24 protein-coding genes and 1 pseudogene are annotated in these 23,174 nt (G+C 63.0%); 5 read left to right on the top strand and 20 right to left on the bottom strand.

Going from position 1 to position 23,174, the window contains the following annotated elements:
• Positions 1 to 295: 295 nt before the first annotated feature.
• The 4 genes from OZ411_RS13250 to OZ411_RS13230 form a co-directional block, all read right to left on the bottom strand.
• A complete protein-coding gene (locus tag OZ411_RS13250) occupies positions 296 to 1,012 on the bottom strand; it encodes a DnaJ domain-containing protein (protein ID WP_282528291.1) in 717 nt (238 codons plus the stop codon).
• Positions 1,013 to 1,249: 237 nt separating this feature from the next.
• Positions 1,250 to 2,014, bottom strand: coding sequence for a VWA domain-containing protein (locus OZ411_RS13240; protein WP_130583607.1), 765 nt, complete (start codon positions 2,012 to 2,014; stop codon positions 1,250 to 1,252).
• Positions 2,015 to 2,105: 91 nt separating this feature from the next.
• The gene (locus OZ411_RS13235) at positions 2,106 to 3,020 is read right to left on the bottom strand and encodes an alpha/beta fold hydrolase (protein ID WP_282528290.1); all 915 of its coding nucleotides are present in this window, start codon (positions 3,018 to 3,020) and stop codon (positions 2,106 to 2,108) included.
• Positions 3,021 to 3,406: 386 nt separating this feature from the next.
• On the bottom strand, positions 3,407 to 4,330 hold the full coding sequence (locus OZ411_RS13230; RefSeq protein WP_282528289.1) for a division plane positioning ATPase MipZ: 924 nt from the start codon (positions 4,328 to 4,330) through the stop codon (positions 3,407 to 3,409).
• A gap of 280 nt (positions 4,331 to 4,610) precedes the next feature.
• Here OZ411_RS13230 and panC point away from each other — a divergent pair, with 280 nt between their 5' ends.
• Positions 4,611 to 5,462, top strand: a complete 852-nt coding sequence (gene panC, locus OZ411_RS13225) for a pantoate--beta-alanine ligase (RefSeq protein ID WP_130583610.1) — start codon at positions 4,611 to 4,613, stop codon at positions 5,460 to 5,462.
• A 33-nt stretch (positions 5,463 to 5,495) separates the two neighbouring features.
• On the opposite strand, the gene OZ411_RS13220 is transcribed toward panC, so the two are convergent.
• From OZ411_RS13220 to mgtE, 8 genes are all read right to left on the bottom strand, one after another.
• Entirely contained in the window at positions 5,496 to 5,936 is a 441-nt protein-coding gene (locus OZ411_RS13220) for a DUF1489 domain-containing protein (protein WP_130583611.1), read from the bottom strand.
• Between the two features lie 40 nt (positions 5,937 to 5,976).
• Positions 5,977 to 6,954, bottom strand: a complete 978-nt coding sequence (locus OZ411_RS13215) for a hypothetical protein (RefSeq protein WP_282528288.1) — start codon at positions 6,952 to 6,954, stop codon at positions 5,977 to 5,979.
• A gap of 155 nt (positions 6,955 to 7,109) precedes the next feature.
• Complete coding sequence (locus OZ411_RS13210; RefSeq protein WP_130231764.1) at positions 7,110 to 7,313, bottom strand: hypothetical protein; 204 nt, start codon at positions 7,311 to 7,313, stop codon at positions 7,110 to 7,112.
• 296 nt (positions 7,314 to 7,609) lie between these two features.
• On the bottom strand, positions 7,610 to 8,266 hold the full coding sequence (locus OZ411_RS13205) for a glutathione S-transferase family protein (protein WP_130584194.1): 657 nt from the start codon (positions 8,264 to 8,266) through the stop codon (positions 7,610 to 7,612).
• A 96-nt stretch (positions 8,267 to 8,362) separates the two neighbouring features.
• Complete coding sequence (locus OZ411_RS13200) at positions 8,363 to 9,181, bottom strand: hypothetical protein (protein WP_282528287.1); 819 nt, start codon at positions 9,179 to 9,181, stop codon at positions 8,363 to 8,365.
• An 89-nt stretch (positions 9,182 to 9,270) separates the two neighbouring features.
• Positions 9,271 to 10,089, bottom strand: coding sequence for an aldo/keto reductase (locus OZ411_RS13195; protein WP_130583680.1), 819 nt, complete (start codon positions 10,087 to 10,089; stop codon positions 9,271 to 9,273).
• 36 nt (positions 10,090 to 10,125) lie between these two features.
• Positions 10,126 to 10,422 (bottom strand): helix-turn-helix domain-containing protein, encoded by a 297-nt coding sequence (locus OZ411_RS13190; protein ID WP_130583681.1) that lies wholly within the window; start codon positions 10,420 to 10,422, stop codon positions 10,126 to 10,128.
• A gap of 66 nt (positions 10,423 to 10,488) precedes the next feature.
• On the bottom strand, positions 10,489 to 11,910 hold the full coding sequence (mgtE, locus tag OZ411_RS13185) for a magnesium transporter (protein WP_282528286.1): 1,422 nt from the start codon (positions 11,908 to 11,910) through the stop codon (positions 10,489 to 10,491).
• 121 nt (positions 11,911 to 12,031) lie between these two features.
• Here mgtE and OZ411_RS13180 point away from each other — a divergent pair, with 121 nt between their 5' ends.
• Both OZ411_RS13180 and OZ411_RS13175 read left to right on the top strand, forming a co-directional pair.
• Positions 12,032 to 12,814, top strand: a complete 783-nt coding sequence (locus OZ411_RS13180; RefSeq protein WP_282528285.1) for a polysaccharide deacetylase family protein — start codon at positions 12,032 to 12,034, stop codon at positions 12,812 to 12,814.
• Between the two features lie 98 nt (positions 12,815 to 12,912).
• A complete protein-coding gene (locus tag OZ411_RS13175; protein ID WP_282528284.1) occupies positions 12,913 to 14,244 on the top strand; it encodes a polysaccharide deacetylase family protein in 1,332 nt (443 codons plus the stop codon).
• A 31-nt stretch (positions 14,245 to 14,275) separates the two neighbouring features.
• Here OZ411_RS13175 and OZ411_RS13170 read toward each other — a convergent pair whose 3' ends face one another.
• From OZ411_RS13170 to OZ411_RS13135, 8 genes and pseudogenes are all read right to left on the bottom strand, one after another.
• Positions 14,276 to 14,650: a hypothetical protein gene (locus OZ411_RS13170; protein WP_028163989.1), complete on the bottom strand. Its 375-nt coding sequence runs from the start codon at positions 14,648 to 14,650 to the stop codon at positions 14,276 to 14,278.
• Positions 14,651 to 14,935: 285 nt separating this feature from the next.
• Positions 14,936 to 15,575 (bottom strand): annotated as a pseudogene (locus OZ411_RS13165) (filamentous hemagglutinin family protein).
• A 996-nt stretch (positions 15,576 to 16,571) separates the two neighbouring features.
• The gene (locus tag OZ411_RS13160) at positions 16,572 to 17,933 is read right to left on the bottom strand and encodes an FAD-binding oxidoreductase (protein WP_282528283.1); all 1,362 of its coding nucleotides are present in this window, start codon (positions 17,931 to 17,933) and stop codon (positions 16,572 to 16,574) included.
• A gap of 96 nt (positions 17,934 to 18,029) precedes the next feature.
• Entirely contained in the window at positions 18,030 to 19,001 is a 972-nt protein-coding gene (locus OZ411_RS13155; RefSeq protein WP_282528282.1) for an AraC family transcriptional regulator, read from the bottom strand.
• Positions 19,002 to 19,211: 210 nt separating this feature from the next.
• Positions 19,212 to 19,616: a DUF302 domain-containing protein gene (locus OZ411_RS13150; protein WP_282528295.1), complete on the bottom strand. Its 405-nt coding sequence runs from the start codon at positions 19,614 to 19,616 to the stop codon at positions 19,212 to 19,214.
• Between the two features lie 68 nt (positions 19,617 to 19,684).
• Complete coding sequence (locus OZ411_RS13145; RefSeq protein ID WP_282528281.1) at positions 19,685 to 20,230, bottom strand: cytochrome c; 546 nt, start codon at positions 20,228 to 20,230, stop codon at positions 19,685 to 19,687.
• Positions 20,217 to 21,500 (bottom strand): sulfite dehydrogenase, encoded by a 1,284-nt coding sequence (soxC, locus tag OZ411_RS13140; RefSeq protein ID WP_282528280.1) that lies wholly within the window; start codon positions 21,498 to 21,500, stop codon positions 20,217 to 20,219. The genes OZ411_RS13145 and soxC overlap by 14 nt, the downstream gene beginning before the upstream one ends.
• On the bottom strand, positions 21,497 to 21,691 hold the full coding sequence (locus tag OZ411_RS13135; protein ID WP_207234536.1) for a hypothetical protein: 195 nt from the start codon (positions 21,689 to 21,691) through the stop codon (positions 21,497 to 21,499). The genes soxC and OZ411_RS13135 overlap by 4 nt, the downstream gene beginning before the upstream one ends.
• 491 nt (positions 21,692 to 22,182) lie before the next feature.
• Between OZ411_RS13135 and OZ411_RS13130 the strand changes: the two genes are divergently transcribed.
• Both OZ411_RS13130 and map read left to right on the top strand, forming a co-directional pair.
• Positions 22,183 to 22,395, top strand: a complete 213-nt coding sequence (locus tag OZ411_RS13130) for a ParD-like family protein (protein WP_130580856.1) — start codon at positions 22,183 to 22,185, stop codon at positions 22,393 to 22,395.
• The gene (map, locus tag OZ411_RS13125) at positions 22,392 to 23,162 is read left to right on the top strand and encodes a type I methionyl aminopeptidase (protein ID WP_282528279.1); all 771 of its coding nucleotides are present in this window, start codon (positions 22,392 to 22,394) and stop codon (positions 23,160 to 23,162) included. The genes OZ411_RS13130 and map overlap by 4 nt, the downstream gene beginning before the upstream one ends.
• The last annotated feature ends 12 nt before the right edge of the window (positions 23,163 to 23,174 follow it).

The following is a 23,174-nucleotide window of genomic DNA, read 5'->3' as shown; positions in this document are numbered from 1 at the left end:
AAGCTCTAGATTCTTGTTTTGACGCGTTTTCTTCACGCGAACCGGTGTCCACTTCGCTCGAAAACGCTCTAACCTGAAAATCGCAAAGCCGACGCCCACCAGCGCCGGCTTTCTTGCGTCGGCCCGTGGCACCGGCGGCTACTTGTTCCCTCGCGAAACTTCTCGGCAAGGATTTACGGTTAAGCTTTCGAGAACAGGGGATCGACCACGCCGGACAACGGCGGGCGAGACTGGAGCGTCAGCACAGAGAAGCAGCGGCAACTCTCGGTTTGTAGCGTTTGGTAGCGTGCCGGAGTTAGCTAGAATGCGTGCGAAGCAAGGTATCCTTGGCCTCGTTTACACGGGCAGCGAGGTACGTCGACCCCCCTTGATCGGGATGCAGTTTCTTCATGAGAGCGCGGTGCGCCCGGCTGATATCGTCACGCGAGGCTCCCGGCTGCAGGCCAAGGACCTGGTAGGCCTCCTCTTCCGTCATTTTGCCGCCCGGCGCCGCGCGGCGCTGCCCCCCTGCCCCGTTGCGCTGCGTGTCCTGACGCCAAGCGGGAAACCGGCGGTCCAAATAGCTTTCAAGTAACGTGACGCTTTCGGCGTCGAAGCCGGCGGCCATCGCCAGCAATCCCTGCAGGTCGAACTCGTCGAGCGAGCGGCCGGCATTCGGTCCTTCCACGATCTGGCCCGACAGCGCGCCAGTGTCGTGGTCGAGGCTCATGTCGAGATATTTCGAGCGCACGCGCGAACTCTGTCCGGCGGAACGCCGCGCGCCGCCGAAGATGCTGTTGAAATTGCCCAGCACGTTCGGCGACCAGCCGAGCAGGCCGGCGCCAAAGATCCCGAGTGGGATCGCCACCGCAAGTTCTCCCCTGATGCCGGTATAGGCGGCGACTGCGAGCGACAAGACGCCGCCGACGATCTTGATCGCGCGCGCCAGCATCGCCGGGTTGGCGGCCCGAAACATCTGCAGCAGGAGATAAAGCATGACAACGGCGACGACGCCGGCAATCAGAGTTGGCATGGGCGCAATATAATCGCGGCGGCGAGGAAAAGCATCGCGAACCATCGGCGCCGATCTGCCGCTGGAGGCCCTGGTGTGGCAGGAGGCATCCGGCGCCACCTTTCTAGCCTACAATGATCCGCCTGGCTTGCGCACCGCCACAAGCTGTCGGGCGAAGCGGCGACCGCCGTCAGCAACATGTCGGCCGCGCTCAATGCGTGCGAAAGCGGCGACGTCATAGGTAGAGCTGAGGTGCAGTCACTTCATCTGGCCGATCAACTTGGCCGCACCGCTCGCGGTTTTCGACAATTGCAGCAGCGCCTCGCGGCCGCCGGCGGCGTAGGCCGCAGCCGCCCGCAGCAGTTCGCGCAATTGCGCCGCTGCGCCCGGATCGAAGCGGCAATAGGCGCCGCCGGTCAGCCGCGCAATCTCGCGGAACGTCTGCTCGGCGGTGGCGTCGCCGCCTTCCTGGAACATGAAGACGGGTACCTTGAGCAGCCCGAGTTCGCCGGCCTTGGCGCAGAGATCGTCGGCGGACTCCTCCATGGCGTCGCCGACGAACACCACGGCCCGCACCCCGGAGGCGACCGCCTCGCGGCGCGTCTCGGACAACACTTTGCCGATCTGGGTATTGCCGCCCTGGCAATCGATCTTGCCCATCAATCTGGCAAGGTGAGCGCTGTCGGAAATCCATCCAGTCGCCCGGCATTCGTTGAAACCGCGGTAATAGACCAGGCGGATATCGAGACTGCCCAGAGAGGCAGCCTCGCGAAACATGTCCGCCTGCAGCGCACAGGCCATGTCCCAGGTCGGCTGCCGGCTCATCGTGGCGTCGAGTGCAAAAATCAGCCTTCCGCGCCCGCTGGCGTGATGCGGCGACATCGCGCGCGCCTTGGCGACGAAGGCGGCGATATCGTCGGAGCTGGACGGAGATGCTTCCGGCAAGCGACCGGACTGGCGGGCCTCGGCCGCCTGCGCAGCGATGTCGTTACCGGATTTCGGTTTGGTCGGTTCGGCAGCCATGAATCCTCGCCGTTGCTGCGAGGATTATGTGGGCCGGGATCAGGAAAGCGTCAATGCGCTCGCGCGGGTGCGCCGAGCGGAGGGGCAGAGGTCAGTTTGGTACCGCGAAGCGATCTTTCTCGGTCTCGGTCTTCTGGACCTTCTTGGCCGAGGGATCCGGCACGTAGAGTGAGACCGGCCCTGGCTCGAGGATCTTCGGCGGCGCGCTCCTGGTGTCAACCGGCGCCACCTCACTGTCGCTATCGACCAGGAACCTGTCGAGCATCGCCTGGATCGAGTTCTTCGCGACGTCCGGTCCGGTGTCGCGCATGTCATTGTGCTGGAAGTTGGTGTTCACCACCGTGATGCCGGACTTCTCGCACTCGTCGGCATCGGGCACGACGCCCGGATCAGGCTTGAACTGCGTGTCCTTCGAGCGGAAGGACAGGATCTTGAACTTGGCGTCGGTCAGGAACGGCACGCGCAGATTGTCCAGCGTCACGACCTTCTTGATCTCGTCGGGATACTGCTTGGCGAAGTACATCGAGATGTCGCCGCCCATGGAGTGTCCGACCATGGTGACCTTGGCATAGTCGGCGTTGGGCTGGAGCTTCTTCATTTCGTCGATGGCGAAGTGGATGTTGGCCACGCCGCGCTGGATTTGCGGCAGGCGGCCGACATAGATCTCGCCAGCCTTGGTCACCATCGGCGGGTCTGTCGGCAGGTCGTGCTGCGGGCTGATCACCAAATAGCCGCGCGCGGCAAAGATGTTGGTCAGGAACGAATACTCGGTGTTCTTGACGGTGTTGCCGTGGTTGAGGATCGCCACCGGCAGGGTGATCATGCCGGCGTTGGCCTGCATCTCCTTGTCCCAGCGCACGGCCACGTCGACGGGAACGAGGCGATTGTCGCGCGCCGGATCATAGAATTTGAGTGTCTCGTGACGGATAGCCCACTTGCTGGCGGTGAAATACGCGCCAGTAACAAGCACGGTAAGTGAAAGCAGAACGGTAATTCCACGTTTCATATTCGTCCTCGGCGCGCCCGCCTCTGGCGCTATATCCCATTTGTCCGGACTCTGACGGTCCGTCTGGATGATATATGTCACAGCGACGTGACGGGAAGTCCAAATGTTGTGTGTTGACCGCCTGATCGTTGTGCGATGCACCTAATCCTTGTGCATCTGCACAAGTCGCTGTGGGATTTGGCTTTCCTCCTAACCCTATGACGGCGCCGCGAAATTCGGGTTCAGGCGCTCGGTACATTTCTAATGAAACGGGCCAGTTTGAGGTTTGTTCCTGGGTTTTTGGCCCTCCCCCGTAGTCGCACGGGGTCCAAGCCGGGGTGACGGGCGAGTTCCATCGGCGGACGACACGGGCCGTCGGTTTCTGCAGCCGGCGTGAGCCGACCCCGTCAAGTTGCGATGATGTCGTGGATCTCGAGCGGCTTGTCGACCTGGTTGAACCATTCGGCCCGGTTGGCCGCGCGGCGGCGGCCGCGCTCGTCCAGCGGCAGCTTCAATTGGCGCAGGAGGCCTGTCACCTCCTCGCGCGCCGTGACGTGGCCCATACTGGGCCGGGTGCCGAGCGTCTGCTCGTCGATATCGTCGAGCGCGGTCAGGCCGCGCGGGAAGAATTCGCGGTAGACGACGCGCTCGGCAAAGCCGTCGATCGAGCGGAAACCGAGCCGCAGCGACAACTGTTTCAGGCCGCTTGCGACGAGCTGCTTGTTGCGCGACCCAAGCATCGAGAGGCGGTTGCGGACCACGATCCAGTCGGTGGTCGCGCCGTCCACCTGCCGGCGCTTGCGCCTGACGTCGCGCACCATCTCGGCGTAATGGCTTTCGCCCGTCACCGAATAGGTGGCGGGATCGATGGTGCCCAGCACGTCGAAATCGAGGAAGCTGTCATTGATCGGCGTCACCAGCGTGTCGGCCATCGAATGGGCGAGCCGCATCAGGTAGGTGTCGGTGCCCGGCGTATCGATGACGATGAAATCGAAATTGCGCTCGACCGCGCTGATCGCCGCCATGAACTGCTGGAACTCGGCGTTCTCGTTCTCCGCGATCTGCATCGTCTCGCCGTATTTGATGCAATGATGCACGGGGATTTCGAGGTCGAGCTTGGTGCGCCGTGCCCAGGCGCGCCGGTTATTGATGTAGCGGGTAAAGCTCTGCTGGCGGCAATCGAGATCGATGGTGGCGACCCGCTGGCCGGCCTTCATCAGCGCGACGGCGATGTGAAGGGCAGTGGTGGATTTACCCGAACCGCCCTTCTCGTTGCCGAGCACCACCACATGGGCGGAGCCGGATTGCCCCTGACTAGCCTGTACCAGCATCACCTGATCCCCCTCGATATCTTCAAATCGGGCGCTTCGACGGTCAAGTGAAATGCGCCATGCGCTTAAGGGGCAGCCGACTGTCTTAATCATGAATCGGTCGCCGGACATGTCAGCCCACAATCGTTTGACGTCACCCAAACGGGTCAGGTGCGCGCGCCTGCCGCCTTGGCGTCGACGCCTTCCCCTTGGTATGGTCGCGTGCCCGCCTCATCGAGCGAGTCCAAGCCCGTCTCGCCCGACCAGACCTTCCCGAACCAGCCCAAGAGATTGAATCCAGATGTCGCGAAGTCCCGTGGTCGTCCGCACCGTCCCTGCCTTGCGCCGCGCCGTTGAGGCTCTACGCGGCAGAAAGGCGATGACAGCGCTGGTGCCAACCATGGGAGCTCTCCATGACGGGCATGTGTCGCTGGTGCGCCTTGCCAAGCGACGCGCCCAGCGCGTCATCGTCTCGATCTTCGTCAATCCGACCCAGTTCGCGCCGACAGAGGATTTCGGCTCCTATCCGCGTACCTGGAAGGACGACGTCGCAAAGCTCGCCGCCGAGAAGGTCGACCTGATCTGGCATCCCGACGTCAAGACGATGTACCCGGATGGCTTTGCCACGCGGATCGCGCCGGAGGGGCCCGCCACCGTCGGCCTCGAAGACCGCTTCCGCCCACATTTCTTCGGCGGGGTCGCAACGGTCGTCGGCAAACTGTTCACGCAGTGCCGGCCGGATTTTGCGATCTTCGGCGAGAAGGATTTTCAGCAGCTCCGCGTCGTGACCCAGATGGCGCGCGACCTCGACCTCGGCGTCAAGGTGATCGGCTCCAAAACCGTGCGCGAGCGCGACGGGCTCGCAATGTCATCCCGCAACGTCTACCTCTCGCCTGAAGAACGGCGCGTGGCGCCGGAGCTCTATCGCGTCATGAAGGAAACCGCCCGCCGCATCCGTGCCGGTGAAGCGATCAAGCCGGCTGTAGCCGGAGGCGCCGAGCTGATCGAAAAGGCCGGCTTCAAGCTCGACTATCTGGAGGTGCGCCACGCCGAGACGCTGGCGCCGATCGCCTCGATCAAGGACGGCCCGCTGCGGATGCTGGTCGCCGCACGGCTTGGCACCACGAGGCTGATCGACAATATCGCGGTGTAACCCGACCGGATATCGATGTAACCCGACCAGCCGTTACAGCAATCCAAGATCGCGCAGTTCGCGCCGCATCGGTTCGGGCATCGCCGCGACGCCGGAAGCGGCCGATTTGGTCAGGTCGGGCGGCGCGGCATCGGCGGTGAGATAGCGCCAGCCCTGGAAGGGACGCATCGGGCGCGGCGATACCGTGATCACCTTGGGCTGCATCACGATGCGGCAGCGGCCGATGCCGTCCTTGTCGCGGAACGGCTCGATCGCGATGATCTTCTCGCGCGCGGCGATCTCGCCGCGGATCACCCAATAGAGCGAGCCGCCGGCAAGGATTTCCTCCTCCCGTTTCGGCGTCATCCGTGTGATGTGGACATGACGCTGCGGCAGGCCCTTCTTCTTCGCGGTCGCCATCCGTTCGGCGACCCAGGTCTTAAGTTCCTTGACCGAGTCACAACCGACGGCGAGCTTGATGAGATGAAGCGGCATGATCGTTTCGCTTTAGCCGCCGGCACCGGTTTTGAAAAGATCAGTCGTCCGAAGTTGCAGGAGCGGCTGTGGACGCCGGTGGTGGCGGCGTGATCGGCACCGGCGCGGGTGCCGGCGGACGTTTGGCCACCGCCTGTTTCTTGGCAGCGGCCGGCGGCGCGGGCGAAGCCGCTGGCGCGGAACGTGGCGCAGGCGGAGCTGCGGTCGTGGCAGCCGTCGCGGCCTGCGGCGGCTTCGGTGCGGGCTCAGGCGTCATGATGCTGATCGGAGGGGTGTTCGCGGCCGACGGAAACTCGGCGTTGGTAGGTTTGCCGGTCGGGAGGGATGGCGGCAGTGCTCCGAGCACCCCTGCTCCGGCCGCCGCTGCAATGGCAGGCGCCGGCGCGTTCCACGACGGCGCGTAGCGGGTGATCAGGTTCTCATAGAGGCGCTCGTCCATATTGGACGCGATCTGCTGGCTGGTCCCGAGCGAACCGAACGCCGCGCATGAAGCCGGCGTGCAATGGTCTCGTGCCATCAGCACATAGGCCATGAGCCCGTAGCGGTCGCGCTCGATCGCGCGCCGCAGCGCCTGCAGTTCGGGCGACGTGTTGCGCTCGGCGGTCGCGAGATCGCCCAACGACGTCAGGCGGGTAATCTGGGAAGCCGCATAGGCGACCGCGGCAGCCGCAGAGTCGGCGGAACCGAACAACACCTTTTCGCAGGCGTTCAGCACGGCATCGCCCGCGAGGTCATCGATGCAGGCCAGCGCGGCTGGCGCCGCGACGACCGGCTGTGCCGAACGCACATCAGCGGAAGCAAGCCGGCTACCGGAATCGAAGCCACGAATGGTCGCGGCAGCAGCGACCGCAATCGCAAGCAAGGTGATGACCGTCAACGCGCCGTTGGCCACGGATTTCTCCGCGCGCAACAGCGTGATCAACAGGATCACCCCAAAAAATCCTGCAGCGGCCAGCGTCAGCCACATCGGAAAAGTCGCGGAGCGCCAGATGTGATCCAGCGAAGAAGCCCAGCTCATACGCGATGTCCCTCAACGCAGCATAAAACACAGTTGCCAAAGGCGAACGCCTCCTTTCGGGCATTCGCCCCTCGGCAGAGTCGTTCTGCGAACGGGGCCTTTTGACGGCGACCCATCAGGGAACCGCGCCAACCGGGTGCTTGCGCACAGCTCTCTCAGGACAGGGCGAGCTGGCTTTCCTTGGCAACCCGTTCGAAAGCTTCGGTCGAGCTTTTGATGCGGTACTGGCAATCGTCACCGTCGGTCGGCAGCAGCCGGACCACCTGATAGGTCCCGGTAGCGGCCGGACGAGACACGTTGCTCGCAGTGAAATAGACAGTCTCTCCAACGCCGTACTTGTGCTTCAACGCCCTCTCCATTTTCTTGGATCGTCGGCCGCGCCGCCTTAGGTCCCACAGCAGCGGCCAACATTGAGAACCCTGCGTCAAGCTAGCACAGCAACGGCCCCAAAATCCAGCGGGATCGGGGCAAGGCAAATACACGAAATTTGCAGATTTTTCAGCGTGATAGGAGGTTTTCCGGCGACTGAGCCGCGTTCCACGGCGACAACAGCGAAAAGTTCGGGTTCCCGCGATCAGCCGCTATGGGGCGGCTTGCCATTCGCGCTCGCACGGAAGGTACTGGGCCGGCACCTGGGCGAGCTGGGTCGACCGGATTAGACGGTCTCGAACCGCTCGATGATGAGCGTTTCAGCAAGCCCGTCGCGCGTCCACTCCTGGAACGCCGGCAGCGACGTCATCGCATCGACATAGGCCTGCGCCTCGGGCTTCACTGGGATCGCATAGGTGCGGAAGCGATGCACGACGGGGGCGAACATCGCATCCGCGCCGGAGAACACCCCGAACAGGAACGGCCCCTGCTTGCCGTAGCGCGCGTGGCAGTCCGCCCAGATTTCCTGGATCCTCGCGACATTGGCGCGAGCGTCGTCTGACAAGGGGACCGCCCGGATCGGGCGATGCAGGTTCATGCCGCATTCATTGCGCAGGGGCATGAAGCCCGAATGCATCTCCGCGGAGACCGAGCGCGCATGGGCGCGGGCCGCGCGATCCTCAGGCCACAGTCTTGTTTCCGGATATTTCTCGGCGAGGTATTCGATGATCGCCAGCGAATCCCAGACCGTGACATCGCCATCGATCAGCGTCGGTACCTTGCCGGCACGCGAGAAGCTCAGGATCCGATCCTTGTCCGCCTTCACATCGGTGTAGAGCGGGATGAAGATTTCCTCGAACGGGATGTTGTTAGCGCGCAGCGCCAGCCACGGCCGCATCGACCATGACGAATAGTTTTTGTTGCCGATGACGAGCTTCAACATGTGCGGGAATCCGGTTGGATTGCTATTTTGCCATAGCGCGGCGCGGTCGTCCAACCGGCAGGCGATCGCCGCCCATTGCGACTTCACGCGACAAGCCTAGGAAGGAAAATCCTGCGGCGTGAAGCTGAGGTCGATCGTCTTCCACTCGCCATAGCGATCGGCCGGGAGCATCGTGTAGGGCTGGCACGCCTCCAGTGCACTCATCGCGCCACGCATCAGCATCGGTCCCTTCTCGGACGCACTCGCCTCGATCAGCAGAGGCTCGTCGGCGAGCCGCCCCTGCGGCGTCAAGAACACGCGCAGCGTGACCTTGACGTCGTCGGAAGGCTTTAGCGATGCCGGCAGCTTCGAGCACGTCTTGAGATGGCGGCGAAACTCGGCGACGACGCTCGGGGTGAGGTCGGCTGCCCTAACTGCCGGCGCATCGAAATCGTCGTCGACCTTGCCACCGTAGCGCGCGGCCGGGGGTGGGGCTGGTGCCGCCATCGGCGGGAGGGCCGGCGGCAGGCCGAGCTGGACATGGTATTTGATCGAGAGATCAGGCTCCGGCGGCGTGTAGGCTGGGCCGCCCGCCGGCTTTGCCGCGACCTGCGGCTGAGCCGAAGCTGATTCCGCCGGTGCCGGCTGCTTCTCGTGGGGCGGCGGCGCCGACGCTGCCGGCTGCGGCGCCGGTGGAGGCGGCGTGCTTACAGGCGGCTGTTGGAGCGCGGACAGATCGATTGACGGCGACGGAGAAGGCGACGGCGATGGGGTCGGTTCGGGCTTTTTCTCGATGTCCTTCTCGATGTCCTGCGGCGTGACGATGTCGACCGGGACGGTGTCGGCCGCCACGACGTCAAACGGATGGACTTCGGACAGCAGCAGCACCAGGGCCAGCACGGACACGTGCGCAACCGCCGACGCCGTCACGTCCACAGGAATGAGCTCCCGCAGGTTCATTCGCAACTGATCAGGTTTGACAGCCCCCTGCCCGTCATCAGCATAGCGGGCAATCGAGGGGTGTCTCAATCCCATTTCGGCGCGAAGCCGAAATCAGTGAGGCGGCTTGAGGCGCTGCCCATGGCCGAGATCAGGCTCATGTCGTCCTCCGACAATTCGAAATCGAAGACGTTGATGTTCTCAGACAGCCGTTCGAGCTTCGATGTCCGCGGGATCGCGGCAACATTCTGCTGCACCAGCCAGCGCAGGCAAACCTGGGCCGCCGTCTTGCGATAGCAGTCGCCGATCCGCGCCAATGCACGGTCGTTCCGGATGCGGCCCTTCGCGATCGGGCTATAGGCGACCAGCGCCATGCCGTGCCGGGCGCAGGCAGCCTTCACCTTCGCCTGATCGAGATAGGGATGATACTCGACCTGGTCGCACACCAACGGCTCCGCGCAAGCCGCCACCGCCTCCTCGATCAAGGCGATCGTGAAGTTGGACACCCCGATATGGCGTGCGAGCCCAAGCTGTTTGGCATGCGCCAGCGCACCCATCGTTTCCGCGAGCGGCACCTGCGGGTTCGGCCAGTGCAGCAACAAGAGATCGATTTCGGTCAGCCGCAGCCGCGCCAGGCTTTCCTTGGCCGAACGCTCCAGGTCGTTGGGCCTGAAATGGGTGGTCCAGACCTTGGTCGTGATGAAGACGTCGTCGCGCCTCACGCCGGACGCGCGCAACCCCTCGCCGACCTCGCGCTCGTTGTCGTACATCTGCGCGGTGTCGATGTGGCGATAGCCGAGCCTGAGCGCCTGCTCGACGATCCGCGCGCAGGTGCGTCCGCGCAATTCCCAGGTGCCGAGCCCGATCGCCGGGATCCTGGCGCCGTTGGCTTCGATGATGTTCATGCGCCCATTATGGGCCGCCGCAGCTCCGCTGCCAACTCACGCCGCAGAGGCCTCTGTCGCCAGCGCCGCGAATACCGTTTCCGGCGAATGGGCGATGACCGCCAGAAGCGCCCGTGCCGGTCCGCGTGGGGCGCGCTTGCCCTGCTCCCAGTTGCGGATCGTTTCCACTGGCACGCCGAGCTTGGCGGCGAATTCGAGCTGGGTCAGGTGCGATCGACGGCGGAGATCGCGGACCGTGAGCGGCCCGGTCGGTGTCTCGGGCGCGAGCGGGAACTCCTGCCCGTCGCGCAGCTCGACGATCCGTCCATCCGCTTTCAGCCGCAAACGCTTCATGGTCTGCTCCGGAAAGCCGCATTGTGGGCGAACCGACTTAAGGGCCGCTTAACGCTAAGCAAGGTGCTAATTCAGGCCGAACCACAAAGTGGCGATGCCGAGGAAGCAGAAGAAGCCGACCACATCCGTGATCGTGGTAACGAAGGTGCCGGACGCCACGGCCGGATCGGCGCGCACGCGCTCCAGCACCATCGGGATCAAAATCCCGCCGAGCGCACCGGCAACCAGGTTGCAGACGATGGCGAGCCCGATTACCACGCCAAGGCCCGGAATCTTGAACCAGGCGACCGCGGCGATGCCGGTGATGACGGCAAAGGCAAGGCCGTTGACGAGGCCAACCATGACCTCGCGCAGGATGACGCGAACGGCGTTGTAGGATCCGAGCTCGCGGGTGGCCAGCGCACGCACGGCGACCGTCATGGTCTGGGTCGCGGCATTGCCGCCCTGACTGGCGACGATCGGCGCCAACACCGCAAGCGCCACCATCTTTTCGAGCTGGCCTTCGAACAGGCCGAGCACGGAGGACGCAAGAAAGGCGGTCGCGAGGTTGACCAGCAGCCAATTGAAGCGCCCTCGCGCGATCGTCCAGACATTGTCCGACAACTCTTCGTGGCTGGTGACACCACCGAGCGCCTTGAGGTCTTCGTCAGCCTTCTCCTCGATGACGTCGACGACGTCGTCGATCGTGATGACGCCGACCAGCCGGTTTGTGGTGTCAACCACGGGCGCGGCCACCAGATTGTACTTGCCGAACATCCGCGCGACCTCTTCCTGGTCCTCCAGGGCGGAGACGCGGCGGCGATCTTCGTCGATCAGGTCGGTGAGCGGCACCGGGCGGCGCGAGCGCAGCAGCACGTCGAGCGGTACGGCGCCCATCCAGTGCCTGTCGCTGTCGACTACGTAAATCTCGTAGAACCGGTGCGGCAGGTCGGGCGTCTCGCGCATGTAGTCGATGGTCTGCTCCACCGTCCAATCTCGCGGCACCGCGATGAACTCGGTCTGCATCCGCCGGCCGGCGGAATTGTCCGGATACAGCAGGCTGCGCTCGAGCTCGGCGCGCTCCGACGGCGGAAGCCTGTCGAGGATCTCCTCCTTGTCCTCCTCGTCGAGACCTTCGAGAAGCTCGATGGCGTCATCGGATTCCAGCTCGCGAACGCCTTCCGCAACGGTCTCCGGCTCGAGCTCTTCGAGGATTTCCTCGCGAACAGTATCGTCGACCTCGTTCAGTGCCGAGAAGTCGAAATCGGTGCCGGTGATCTCGACAAGGCTGACGCGGTCTTCCGGCGCGAGCGCTGCGATGAGATCGCCGAGATCCGCCTCATGCAGTTCGGCCACGACCTCGCACAGGAACGGCCGGTCGGCCGCGTGGATCGCGCTCGCAATATTTTCGACGAATTCGTGGCGGAGCTGCCCCTCCTCGTCCCGCATGGGCAGCCGCTCGAGGACGGACGCTTCGGCGGGATTGGCAGCGTCGATATTCTCGGCCATGCCGCGCCTCACCGTTTGACAGAAGGAAGGAACTCGTCTGAGTTATCGTTGCACGCATTACCCAATCGGCCGCGTCACGCGCAATGCCAAATATCGCCAATCGCGAAGAACAGGTGTGCTTATGAGAACGTTCGGTGCAGCCATTCTTGCCCTGCTCGCGTGGACCGGCGCGGCGCACGCCGCCGACGAATGCCCGCGCACGGATGCGCTTGGAACGTCGCGCGTCCTGACCGTCGATCCCGCGACCTATCGGCGCGTCGGCACCAAGAGCTTTCCCGACACATTGCCCCTGCAGGATCACGAGGTGGTGTTGACGTTCGACGACGGGCCATGGCCGTCAACCGATCGGAAGATTCTCGCGGCACTCGCCCATGAATGCGTGCGCGCCACCTTCTTCATGATTGGAAAGCCGGCCTCCGAGCATCCGGAGTTGGTCCGCCAGATCGCCGCACTCGGCCACACGGTCGCCCACCACACATGGACGCATCACAACCTCAAATACATGAAACCGGACGACGCCATTGGCGAGATCGACAAGGGCATCGCCGCGGTCGAAACGGCGCTGCATGGGCGCGCGACCACGACGCCGAGCACGCCGTTCTTCCGCTTCCCCTATTTCGAGATGTCGCCGGAGACGCTCGCGAACCTGGAGAAGCGCGGCATCGCCGTGTTCGGCGCCGACCTCTGGGCAAGCGACTGGAACAAGATGACGCCGGAGGAGGAGCTGAAGATTCTGACCGGGCGCCTGAACGCCGCCGGCAAGGGAATCATCCTGCTGCACGATCCCAAGACGCACACCGCGGCGATGCTTCCGGCCTTCTTGCGCTATCTGCGCGATCACAATTACAGGATTGTGCATATCGTGCCGCCGGGCCCGAAAACCGTGTCGGATCAAACACATTGAACCAAAGGACGGCTGTGGGTTACAAAGCATTAAGGTGGCGTTCATGACGCCGCCTGTAAGGATTTGGCGTCGGACAAAGAGAATGCAGCCAGGGTGTTATGATCGCTAGCGTTGGCGAGGGATTTTGGAAGCGGTCGTGGACTGCCCTCCCCCTGCTGATTCTAATCGGCGCGAGCAGCCAGTCCGCAGTCGCGGCTGACTGTCCCGGCCATCCCGACGCGCTCGGCACCTCGCGCACGCTGGTGGTCGATCCCCGCGAGCATCCCCGGATCGGCACCATGCAATATGCCGAGACTCTGCCGCTGGACGATCACGAAGTGGTGCTGACATTTGATGACGGCCCACTGCCGAAATACAGCAACCAGGTGCTGGACATTCTTGCCAGCCAGTGCGTGAAGGCGACCTTCTTCATCATCGGCAGTCAGGCCAAAGCCAATCCGCAAGGTGTCCGCAAGCTCGTCGCCGCCGGCCACACCGTCGGCACGCACAGCCAGAACCATCCGCTGACCTTCAACAAGATGTCGATGGAGCAGGCCAAGCAGGAGGTCGATGCCGGGATCGCCTCGACGGTGGCCGCGCTTGGCGACGCGAGCAAGCTCGCGCCCTTCTTCCGCATTCCAGGGCTGCTGCGCGCCGAAGCGGTCGAGAACTATCTGGCATCGCGTGAGATCCAGAACTGGAGCGCCGATTTCGTCGCCGACGATTGGCGCCATATCCCTCCGGCGCGCGTCTACGAGCTCGCAATCCAGCGGCTGGAAGCGAAGGGCAAGGGCATCCTGCTGTTGCACGACATCCAGCCACGCACGGTGGCGGCGCTGCCGAAAATCCTGCAGGAGTTAAAGGCGCGCGGCTATCGGATCGTCCATGTGGTGCCGGCGACGCCGGAGCGGCCGGCCACGCCGACCGAACCCGTGCAATGGCTGTTGCATCCGCCGTCCGAGACCGTCGCAACGGTGCGCTGGCCGAAGATTCCGAATTTCGTGTTCGTCCAGACGCAGGAACTGCCCGCACCCGGGCTCTCGAATCTGGATTGGCGTGATCCAGGCCTGTTCGATCGACTGCGCCGCCCGCGCGCCGCGATCGCCTCGCAGACGGCATGGCCGGAGCCATTGCGGGTCTCCGAGAACAGCCGCCCGGCCCTGCCGGTCCCGGCCTCCTCCGTCTTCAGGATGCCCGAAGGCGTGCGTGTGACGCTGCTCGCGTCGCATTTACCCGCCAAACGTCCGCAACAGGTGGCAGCATCTCCTGAAGCCGCCAATGCGATAGGGCCGATCTCCGCGAGAGCCCGCACCATCGGTGCGCGTCAGGCGCCGCATTCCCGGCATGCCGTGCATCAGAACCCGCAAGGAGGTCATGCGGGTCGTGGCGTGCCCAAGCATGCCGTGCAGGCGAAGCCGAACAGACGCGCACTTCAGGTCGCGAAGCGCTGAAGACCGCGGCGGAGATTACCGCGCCATCCGCTCAATTCGTCACGATCTTGGCGATGCAGAGCAGGATGACGAGCGCCAGGAACAGCAGGTCGATATAGGACTTGATCTCGCCGGCATGACGCAGCTCGGTGACGGCACCGACGATCTGCTTGCGTGAGGCTGTCGAACTTGGTCCCTCGACCACCGCCGTCCCGAGCCGACGCGTCTCCCCTTCCAGGCGTTCGATTCGCTGGAAGAAATAGAACGAGCGCAAGGCGGACGCCGCGTGCATCGCGGCATAAACCAGCACCAGAAGCGCGACGAGCGCGCGATGCTCGTATTTCTCCATGAAGTTGAGGCTGAAATAGACCAGCGCCAGGAACACGAAGTTGGAGACGAAGCGATAGATGTAGCTGAGCAGGATCATCCTGTTTTCCGGATTTCCGCATCGGGCGTGCGATCGGTGAGTGACGGCGCTCGTCGGGTTCGGAATCGCCGGCCGACGAGCTTTCAGACCCTTAGCGTACGCGAAGGGTGTTACGGAAAGCCATCGACCGACTTCGGTCCGGAAAATTTGCCGCCGCGCCAGCACAGACAACGTAAACGTTCGCCAGCCGCCTCGGCTCAACCTGTACGATGCGAACAGTGCGTCCGGCCAGAGCTGAACCATGTCGGGCGCGATGTCGCTTCAGGACGCCGCGCCACAACCCGACTATGGCCGCATCTGACGGCGGCGTTCGGCGATCAGTTGCTTCGCCTCGTCCATCGTCATCTCGCCCGCGCCGAGCACCTGGTAGGCGCTATCAGGGTTTTGGGCTCGTTGGTCGTCACCGCTCCGTTTCTTTTCGGGGCTCGGATTCGGGGCGGGAGAGCCGTCGCCACCGCCAAAGCCGACAAACTCGACGATGATCACCGATGGCCGATCGTTGTTCGACTGCGTCGGAGCCGCGCTTTGCTGAGTGGCGGCAGTGGCGTTCCCGGCCGAACTCAGCGCGGCAACCGGCGGGGCTTGCACGACCGGAATTCCGGTAGCGCTGCCCTGCACCTGGATATTCGCCGCGTTCACGATCTGCAACGCGGCAAGGTTGACGTTGCCGGATGCCGGCTTCGCCTGCGTCGATGGTGCCGAGCGGCGCGATCAGATCGACATTGCCGCGCGGCACCTCCGGGATCGGATTGAGCGTCGCGATGCCGGCGCCTGTCGTGGGAACGGTCGGAGACAGCGTCACCGATCCGTAATTGTCATAGACACGCTTCGGCGGGGTATAGACCTGTGTCGTCTTGGATCCGCGGCCGGCGTTGATATCGCCCTCCGCCGACCAGGCGACGATATTGCCGCCAAAGGTCGTCATGATCCGCGACAGTCCAAGCAGCAGGCTGCCCTTCGAATAGCTGTGGATGTCACCTGATCCTTGCGTGATCAATCCGGCCGAAGGCGGCGGCACCACGCCTTCGACCCCGAGCACGATCTGGCCTCCCGGCGCCAGGAGCTCAATGTTGCCGCCGGACAGCGTTCGGATGCCGGAGCCGCCGAACATCGTGATATCGCCCCGATAAGAGATCGGGCGGCCGGCTTCGTCCTGGTCGGGGAACAGCGCCGCGATCGCCTGTCGACCGCGCAGATAGGAGCGCGCGCGTGGACCACTGGCATCGTTGTATTCCCGGCCGCTGTCGCGCAGCTCGCTGTAAAACACCTGCCGCAGGAATATCGCCTGCTCGTCGGCCGGCAGCAGCGCGAACCGTGCGCGTGCGTCAGCCTCGGTGCCCTTGAAGCCATAGTGCGACGATAGCCAGTCGGCGAGGTCCTTCTCATAGGTTTTCGCCACCTTGCCAGGCTGATCGGCAAGTGGCTTGTCCGCCGCCGCCAGGTTGGCCGGATCGAGATAGCGCGTCAGCGCGCCATAGTCCGGCGCGCCGGCACCGGCCATCATCACGACCGATGCCCCCGGACGCAGATCGCCTGGCGCGACGGGGCCGAGGCTCGTCACCGCGCCCCGATCGGCCTGGTAGACGTTGCGGCCCGCGCCGGAAGGCTCATGCTCGGCGGCTATGATGCGCGCGGGCTTGTCAATGCGATCAGGGCATCGCGCTGCGAGTTCAGCGCCGTTTTCGTGGAGTCGAGCTCGAGCGACACCGTGGTGAGACTGCAGCACGACAGCGTGATCCTTGCGGTACTGGCGAAAGACTCCATGTGGATCTGCGTCAAGTTGCTTGAGGGTGAGAACCGGAAGTGTCGCGCCATGAGGGCTCGCCGCGCCTGTCTCCGCAAAGTTCTGCACCGTCATCGCATAGTCTCCGTTGTTCGAGTGCTCGATCGCGAACACCCAGTGTGAGCCCAACAACTCGCTTCAGCGGGGGAGAGCGGTGGCTGAGAAGAAGCCATCCGGGTCGAAACGACGCTTCACGGCCTGAAGTCTCGTGATGTTGTTCCCGTAAGCCTGAGCGATTTGGTCCTGAGCATGCGGTCCCAGGAGGTTGGGATAGCCGCCCGGCAACGACATGGGAGCCAATGTCTGAGAAAAATCGCGTGCCCAGCGTTTGTGGACGGAGCCGTTGTCACCAGCAGTGGGATCCCAACAGGATATGATCTCAACCATGACATGTTCACGTCGCAGTCCAAAGGCGGTGCTGTCCAGGGGAAATTGCGTGGGCAGGCCACGGAAATGCTGAAGGATGATGGTCGAGAATGGCGACGTTCGACTGGCGCCACCTTCAATCAAGGCAGACATCGCCTCTGGATTGAGTGCCGGTATCCAACGGGTCTCGAGCGCATAGTGCTTGTCATTCGCCACACGCGCATCAAAGCCCTGAATCAAGTCCTGATAGCCCATTGACGCGATCTGCACGTGCATGGGCTTACCGCAGCGCTTCAGGACCTCCATCGCGATGTCGCCGTCGGATATCTCGCCGGTCCACGCTGGCGCCAGGAATAGAGCCGGGCTGCCGTCCGGTAGGGAAATGATTCCGATAACGACGGAGAGATTGTTGCTGGCAGATCCTATTGCCTTGCCACACCGGGCCAGCACTGTCTCTGCTTCTCCCCATGGAAACAAAATCATGCCGCCCAGAACCTGGCGCGCGGGGTGCAAGCGAACTTTCATCGACGTGACTACGCCGAAATTGCCTCCGCCGCCTTTAAGGGCCCAAAGCAGATCCGGGTTTTTGTCCCGGTCGACGGTGAGCCGTTGCCCGTCGGCAAGAACAAGTTCGGCGCCAGTCAAGCTATCCAACGCCAGACCGTGGCTTGCAATCAGAGGGCCATAACCGCCGACGGTCGTCAGTCCAGTCATTCCCGGCACACCATTCCAGCCCGTCACGGCCATGAGGTTGCGCGCGGCAGCGGCGGCGATCACTTTGGCGGCGGTGGCGCCGCCGGCAACGGTCGCGACTTGATCGTCGATCCGGACGTGGTCCATCGGAGACAAGTCGATGACGAGCGCGTCTGACCGGACCGAACGCCCGGCAGCGTCGTGTCCACGGCTACGAACCGATACTGGCAAGTTATGGGCACGCGCTGTTCGTACGGCAGCCTGGACGTCTTCCGCGCTTTCGCAGAAGGCAATCGCGACCGGATGGTGATCCACCGCGCCGTTCCACACCTTTCGGGCGTTGTCGTAGCCTTCGTCCCATCGCGCGGTGACCCGGCCCTGCATTTTGGCGTTGAGATCATGCACCACTTGTTCGGATTGCTCGATAACGTTCTGCACCATATTTTTGGACTTTCGGTTGTGACACATGCAACATCCGAAGAGAATACAGGAGACGATATCGAGGATCGCAGGATGGATCGTTAGTGCCGCAGCCTTTCAATCTCGCAGGACGATTCCTGGGCGAACTCCGTATTGCCGCTTATAAGCGATGATGAAACTGGACGTCGTCGCGTAGCCCGCATGGCGTGCCGCCTGCTTAACGCTGGCCCCTGCTTGTTTGAGAGCCCGGTCGGCCCGTTGCAGCATGAGTGCCGTGCGATAGCCCGATAGTGTCGTGCCATAAACCTGCTTGAAAGCGGATCGGAGCTTGGTTCTGTTCATGGCGGCGACGCGCGCGAGAGCATCGACGTCAAAAACGCGATGCGGCGCCTGGTCGATGATCTGCTTCACCAGGCCCAGCCGGTCAAGAATACCCGGATCGAAGGCACCATCGCCGACGCGGAAAGCATCACGTCGGGAGAGCCCGCTCAACAGAGCAGAAACCAATTCAAACGTCTTGCCCTCATAATAGAGCGTGGCGAGAGACGGAAACATGGCGCGTCGCGCAGCAACGTCCCTTGCAATCTCGCCAAAATGACCGGGGACAAGCGTCTCCATCGCGATCTCCCGCCCCCGGATCATGCTCAGAAGCGATTTCGGCAATGCCGCAGCAGGAAGGCCACGAGCTTTCATCATGGATATCATGTCGACGACGACAGTGACCGCTTTGAGACCTCGCGAAACACTCGTTACAAACTTGAACCGCTCGTGTTGCGGCACGAAAACCATCGTCATATCTGCGCCCCTCGCGTCGAAACGACTGTCGCCGACGGCGAAGTCCGTCCGGGCTTCGTCCTGATTGAGCACAGCACTACAGACGATAACGTCCTTCCCTGCCAACGTCTCCAGCTCGACGATTTTCGAGTCTGCCCAATCGACCACGAAGATGCCCATATCCCGTCCGGCCCACGCTACGTTGCCAATGGACTCTCCGTCTGCAACGTTTGACCATGGGACCTCGATCAGATTTCCTCCGCGGACCTCCATGCCCACGCGACGTAAAGCTTCCTCGAAACGGACTTGCGACATCACGTTCATCCCGATAGCAGCGTCGCCGAAACCATGACGCATCCGGATGATGGCGGAGGCCAGGACCCGACAGAAGTCAAATCCCTGTACGTTTCTCCCTGACTGGTTACGCGTGTAATGATTCTTATTGAGCCGCGCGTGTGCGTGCCGCGCCCGCCTGTGCAGGCATCCGCAGAATGGCGGGCGCCTCACCATTGGCTCCCGTTGATCTCAAGGAGCCGTCGTCGCCTTTGCTGCCATCTCCTTCAGCGCGCCCGACATCGCTGCGATGACAGGCTTGGCGGATTCACCGATACCATGCCGACGCGTGATATAGGCTGGATCATTGTAGGAAAGGAAAGTCTTGCCATCCTCGTCCTGCCAGACCAGCGCCTTCAACGGCAGGTCGATGCCGATCGTTTGCACCGATTGCATCAGCGGAGTGCCGGCCTTCGCCGCGCCGAAGATCAGAAGATTTGTCGGCCGCAGCGGCAAGCCGACCGTGGCAGCGCCAGCGGCATGGTCGATATGGCTGAATACCGTCATGCCCCTGGCTCGGACCTCAGTCTCAAACCGGTGCATCGTTTCTTCCGGGCCAAAGCTGCTGTGCAGCGTGATCAATCCATCAGCGGACATTGCATGCTCTCCTGATAACCAAGTCGTTGCGATCAGCACGAAGACGACAGTCCTTAAGAAGCCCATTCTCACTTCTTCCTGAACAGCTTGGCCGGATCGAACTCCGGCTCCGGAACGAAACCGTCGCGGTTCGGCATCTTGATCTTTGGTAGGGTGTCGCGATCGAGCTTGCCGTCGGCAGGCAGAATGCCGTTCAAGTGAAGGATATAGGCCGCGACGGCATAGGTATCATCGCTATCAAGCGAACCCGGCGCCTGATAAGGCATCGCTCTGTGAATGTAATCGAAGAGCGTGGTGGCGTAGGGCCAAAAGCTGCCCACGGTCTTCACCGGTGCGTCCGAAGCCAACGTGCCCTGCCCTCCGACGAGGCGGTCCTTGATGCCGCCAACGCCGTTGTCGCCATGGCAAGCCGCGCAGTTATCGGCGAAGACCTGCTTTCCTCGCGCTACCGTACCGCTGCCCGGTGGCAGTCCCTTGCCATCCGGCCTGACGTCGATATCCCATTGCGCTATCTCGTCGGGTGTCGCGGGACGGCCGAAATCATATGCAAGTACGGGAGAACCAAGCGCGAGCGCGATCGCGCCAGTGAGGAATGCCTTGCTAGTCGAGGACATTTCGAACCCTCCCGGTCTCGTCAATGCTCCAGGGCTGCTGCGCGCTGTAGTGAAAAAGTGCGTTGGTCCCGATCGCGGCGATGAAGGATTTGCGGTCGGGCTGGACATTGCCCTTATCGTCGGTCGAACGGCTGACAATCTTGGTCGGCTTACCGTCCCAGGTCCAATCCATCTGAAAGCGCGTTTGCGCCTTCGGCAATGCCGGCAGATTTAGCTGCGCTTCCTTCCAGCTCTTGGCGCCATCGGTCGAAATCTCGACCTTGGCGATCTTGCCGTGACCACTCCAGGCGAGCCCGGTGATCCGCTGGTAGCCGGGCTTGATCACCATCGTTCCGGAGGGCGATGTGATCACCGAGTTGGTTTCCATGCGGAGCTGAAATTGGGTGGCTTTGCCGTCGGCCCGAAGCTGCGTGTAGCGCGCCGTTTCCCAACGCGTCATCCAGGGCCGGTCGCCGAATTTCAACCGGCGCAGCCATTTGATGTTCAGGTTGCCCTCGAAGCCCGGCATTATCAGCCGCATCGGAAAGCCGTGCGCGGGCCGCAGCGGCTCGCCGTTCTGCCCATAAGCCACGAACGCCTCGTTCAGGATTTCGTCGGTGAGCGGGATGCTGCGTGCGACTCCCGCGGCGTCGCCGCCCTCGGCGAGCATCCAGTTGGAGCCGCGGTCCTTTTCAACAAGTTCGACCAGGAATTTCAGCGGGACGCCGGTCCATTCGTTGGTGCTGACGAGACCGTGCGTGTTCTGCACGGTGAGGTTCTCGTCAGCCTTCTTCCAGTTCTCCCAGCCATTGCCGGTGCATTCAATGAAAACCACGCGCGACACCTGCGGCATCGCCTTGAGGTCATCGACGTTGAACACCAACGGCTTCCGCACCATGCCATGCACCAGCAGCCGGTGTTTGACCGGATCGAGATCAGGCACACCGGAATGGCTTCGCTCGTAGTGCAGATCCGATGGCGTGATGCTGCCGAAGAGCTTGTCGATCGGCGTCTTCGAATTGATCGCATCGCTCGGATCGACGTTGCGCTTGCCTGGACCGGCTTCGGGAATGCGGGAGATATTGACGTATTTCGATCGCTCGCTGTGCCCGCCGAGGTCGGCGCCAACCTCGCGGGGCGGCACGTCGGCAAGGGAGTCGGCCGCCGCACGGTCCGCAACGATGCTTCCCGCAAGGCCCGTGGAAGCTGCGATGAAATTCCTGCGTGACAGGCCGCTTCGTCCACGGTCGGCGTCCCTCTCTTCGACGGGGATATCGCTCCGATTGGTCATTGTCGATGTCCTCGGTTGTTCGGGATTGATCGATCGCTCACTTGCGCATGGCGCCGGCGATCTGGCCGACGAGCGTGGCCCAGCTCCCCGGTCGAGATATCCCGGACCCCGGTCATCAGCCCGATCTGATGGTCGACCAGAACGAGGGCGGCGTTCTCAGCGGTCAGTGGTTCGTAGGCGCGATTGGTCATTGCGTTCTCCTGGTTTGTCCAATGCGGCTTCCAGAGCGGGGCGAAGCCCGATATGCGGCCTTCGTGCGGTTTGGGAGAATCTGAACAGAGGCCGGTGGACTATTGGATGCCCGCGCGGCGCATTCGCATGGCCGCCCGGATCAACGTGTCGAGTGGGAGCTACGCACCCGACGATCGGCCCAAAAGTCATCGAAATCCGAACCCAGCGTCCCGATGGTTGGACGACGGTGACCTATGCTGGATCTGAACGATTTCTTTCTGTTCGTGCAGGTCTCGCACGTTCGAACCGTGTCGGGTGCTTCTACGCTTTTCTCCGAAATTGTATCCTGGAGCGCGCCAGCGCCGCCGACTGTGCGCCGGCTCGATCGGCATTGGCGCCGGCGCCAACGTCCGGCTGCGACGCTCGGGCATCGCATCCGGCGCGCAACTCTTGCCGCGCCCCAAGCCCGCGTATATAAAGCATATACGAATCGTATATTTTGGAGCGCTCAGTGGGTATCGTCAATATCGAGGATGAGCTGCACGAGCAGCTGCGGCGGGCCAGCAAGGCGTCCTATCGGTCGATCAACGCCCAGGCGGCGTTCTGGATCAAGATCGGCATGCTCTGCGAACTGAACCCTGGCCTCACCTTCCAAGAGCTTGTGGCGCGTGAGCTGAAGGAGGCGGGCGTCGACGCCCTTGATCTCGCGGCTGCGACCGCATGACGAAGACGCCGGCCGAGGTTGAGCTACTGGCGGAGTCGGGGCGTCTGCTTGCGTCGGTGTTCGCGCATCTGGATAGGCAGCCCCTCGCCGGATTGAGCACCCTGCAGGTCAACGACCTCGTCGAGGCACTCATCGTCGATCAGTTCGGCGCGCGGCCCGCCAGCAAGGGCCAGTATGGCTACGGCTTCGTTCTGAACAGTTCGAGGAACGAGGTCGTCTGCCACGGCGTGCCGTCGAGGAACGAGGTCTTGCAGGACGGCGATATCGTCAATTTTGACATCACGCTCGAGAAGCAGGGCTATATCGCCGATTCCAGCAAGACATTCCTCGTCGGGAATGTGGCGCCCACGGCAAGGCGGCTCGTTCGCACCACCTATGAGGCCATGTGGAAGGGCATCCGGGCCGTTCGCCCGGGCGCAAAGCTTGGCGACATCGGCTACGCCATCGAGCGGCACGCAAAGCGGAACGGCTATTCGGTCGTGCAAGAATACTGCGGTCATGGCATCGGGCGCGAGATGCACGAAGCACCGCAAGTGCTGCATTTCGGAAAGCCGGGGACCGGCCTGACGCTCCGAGAGGGCATGGTCTTCACGATCGAGCCCATGCTGAACCAAGGGCGCAGGACGGTTCGAACCGAACAGGACGGATGGACCGTTGTCACAGTGGACGGGAAGCTCTCCGCACAGTTCGAGCACACGGTTGCTGTCACTCATGACGGCGTCCGCGTGTTGACGTTGCGTCCGGACGAAGCACGGCCCGCCGCATGATACAAAGCCTCG

This window comes from Bradyrhizobium sp. Arg237L (genome assembly GCF_029990105.1).
In the GTDB taxonomy this organism is placed as follows: domain Bacteria; phylum Pseudomonadota; class Alphaproteobacteria; order Rhizobiales; family Xanthobacteraceae; genus Bradyrhizobium.
Note: the sequence above shows the minus strand (reverse complement) of the source record. Positions and strands in the feature narration are given on the sequence as shown.

What these genes read in the sequence shown, in the direction of transcription:
- OZ411_RS13150 (WP_282528295.1), bottom strand. Translation starts at nt 19,616, where the DNA reads ATGTCCGCTGATGGATTGATCACGCTGCACAGCAGCTTTGGCCCGGAA.
- map (WP_282528279.1), top strand. Translation starts at nt 22,392, where the DNA reads ATGACGAAGACGCCGGCCGAGGTTGAGCTACTGGCGGAGTCGGGGCGT.
- panC (WP_130583610.1), top strand. Translation starts at nt 4,611, where the DNA reads ATGTCGCGAAGTCCCGTGGTCGTCCGCACCGTCCCTGCCTTGCGCCGC.
- OZ411_RS13215 (WP_282528288.1), bottom strand. Translation starts at nt 6,954, where the DNA reads ATGAGCTGGGCTTCTTCGCTGGATCACATCTGGCGCTCCGCGACTTTT.
- OZ411_RS13210 (WP_130231764.1), bottom strand. Translation starts at nt 7,313, where the DNA reads ATGGAGAGGGCGTTGAAGCACAAGTACGGCGTTGGAGAGACTGTCTAT.
- OZ411_RS13230 (WP_282528289.1), bottom strand. Translation starts at nt 4,330, where the DNA reads ATGCTGGTACAGGCTAGTCAGGGGCAATCCGGCTCCGCCCATGTGGTG.
- OZ411_RS13170 (WP_028163989.1), bottom strand. Translation starts at nt 14,650, where the DNA reads ATGATCCTGCTCAGCTACATCTATCGCTTCGTCTCCAACTTCGTGTTC.
- OZ411_RS13145 (WP_282528281.1), bottom strand. Translation starts at nt 20,230, where the DNA reads ATGTCCTCGACTAGCAAGGCATTCCTCACTGGCGCGATCGCGCTCGCG.
- OZ411_RS13160 (WP_282528283.1), bottom strand. Translation starts at nt 17,933, where the DNA reads ATGGTGCAGAACGTTATCGAGCAATCCGAACAAGTGGTGCATGATCTC.
- OZ411_RS13240 (WP_130583607.1), bottom strand. Translation starts at nt 2,014, where the DNA reads ATGGCTGCCGAACCGACCAAACCGAAATCCGGTAACGACATCGCTGCG.
- OZ411_RS13250 (WP_282528291.1), bottom strand. Translation starts at nt 1,012, where the DNA reads ATGCCAACTCTGATTGCCGGCGTCGTCGCCGTTGTCATGCTTTATCTC.
- OZ411_RS13235 (WP_282528290.1), bottom strand. Translation starts at nt 3,020, where the DNA reads ATGAAACGTGGAATTACCGTTCTGCTTTCACTTACCGTGCTTGTTACT.
- OZ411_RS13155 (WP_282528282.1), bottom strand. Translation starts at nt 19,001, where the DNA reads ATGTCGCAAGTCCGTTTCGAGGAAGCTTTACGTCGCGTGGGCATGGAG.
- OZ411_RS13190 (WP_130583681.1), bottom strand. Translation starts at nt 10,422, where the DNA reads ATGAAGCGTTTGCGGCTGAAAGCGGATGGACGGATCGTCGAGCTGCGC.
- OZ411_RS13180 (WP_282528285.1), top strand. Translation starts at nt 12,032, where the DNA reads ATGAGAACGTTCGGTGCAGCCATTCTTGCCCTGCTCGCGTGGACCGGC.
- OZ411_RS13205 (WP_130584194.1), bottom strand. Translation starts at nt 8,266, where the DNA reads ATGTTGAAGCTCGTCATCGGCAACAAAAACTATTCGTCATGGTCGATG.
- soxC (WP_282528280.1), bottom strand. Translation starts at nt 21,500, where the DNA reads ATGACCAATCGGAGCGATATCCCCGTCGAAGAGAGGGACGCCGACCGT.
- OZ411_RS13175 (WP_282528284.1), top strand. Translation starts at nt 12,913, where the DNA reads ATGATCGCTAGCGTTGGCGAGGGATTTTGGAAGCGGTCGTGGACTGCC.
- mgtE (WP_282528286.1), bottom strand. Translation starts at nt 11,910, where the DNA reads ATGGCCGAGAATATCGACGCTGCCAATCCCGCCGAAGCGTCCGTCCTC.
- OZ411_RS13220 (WP_130583611.1), bottom strand. Translation starts at nt 5,936, where the DNA reads ATGCCGCTTCATCTCATCAAGCTCGCCGTCGGTTGTGACTCGGTCAAG.
- OZ411_RS13195 (WP_130583680.1), bottom strand. Translation starts at nt 10,089, where the DNA reads ATGAACATCATCGAAGCCAACGGCGCCAGGATCCCGGCGATCGGGCTC.
- OZ411_RS13135 (WP_207234536.1), bottom strand. Translation starts at nt 21,691, where the DNA reads ATGACCAATCGCGCCTACGAACCACTGACCGCTGAGAACGCCGCCCTC.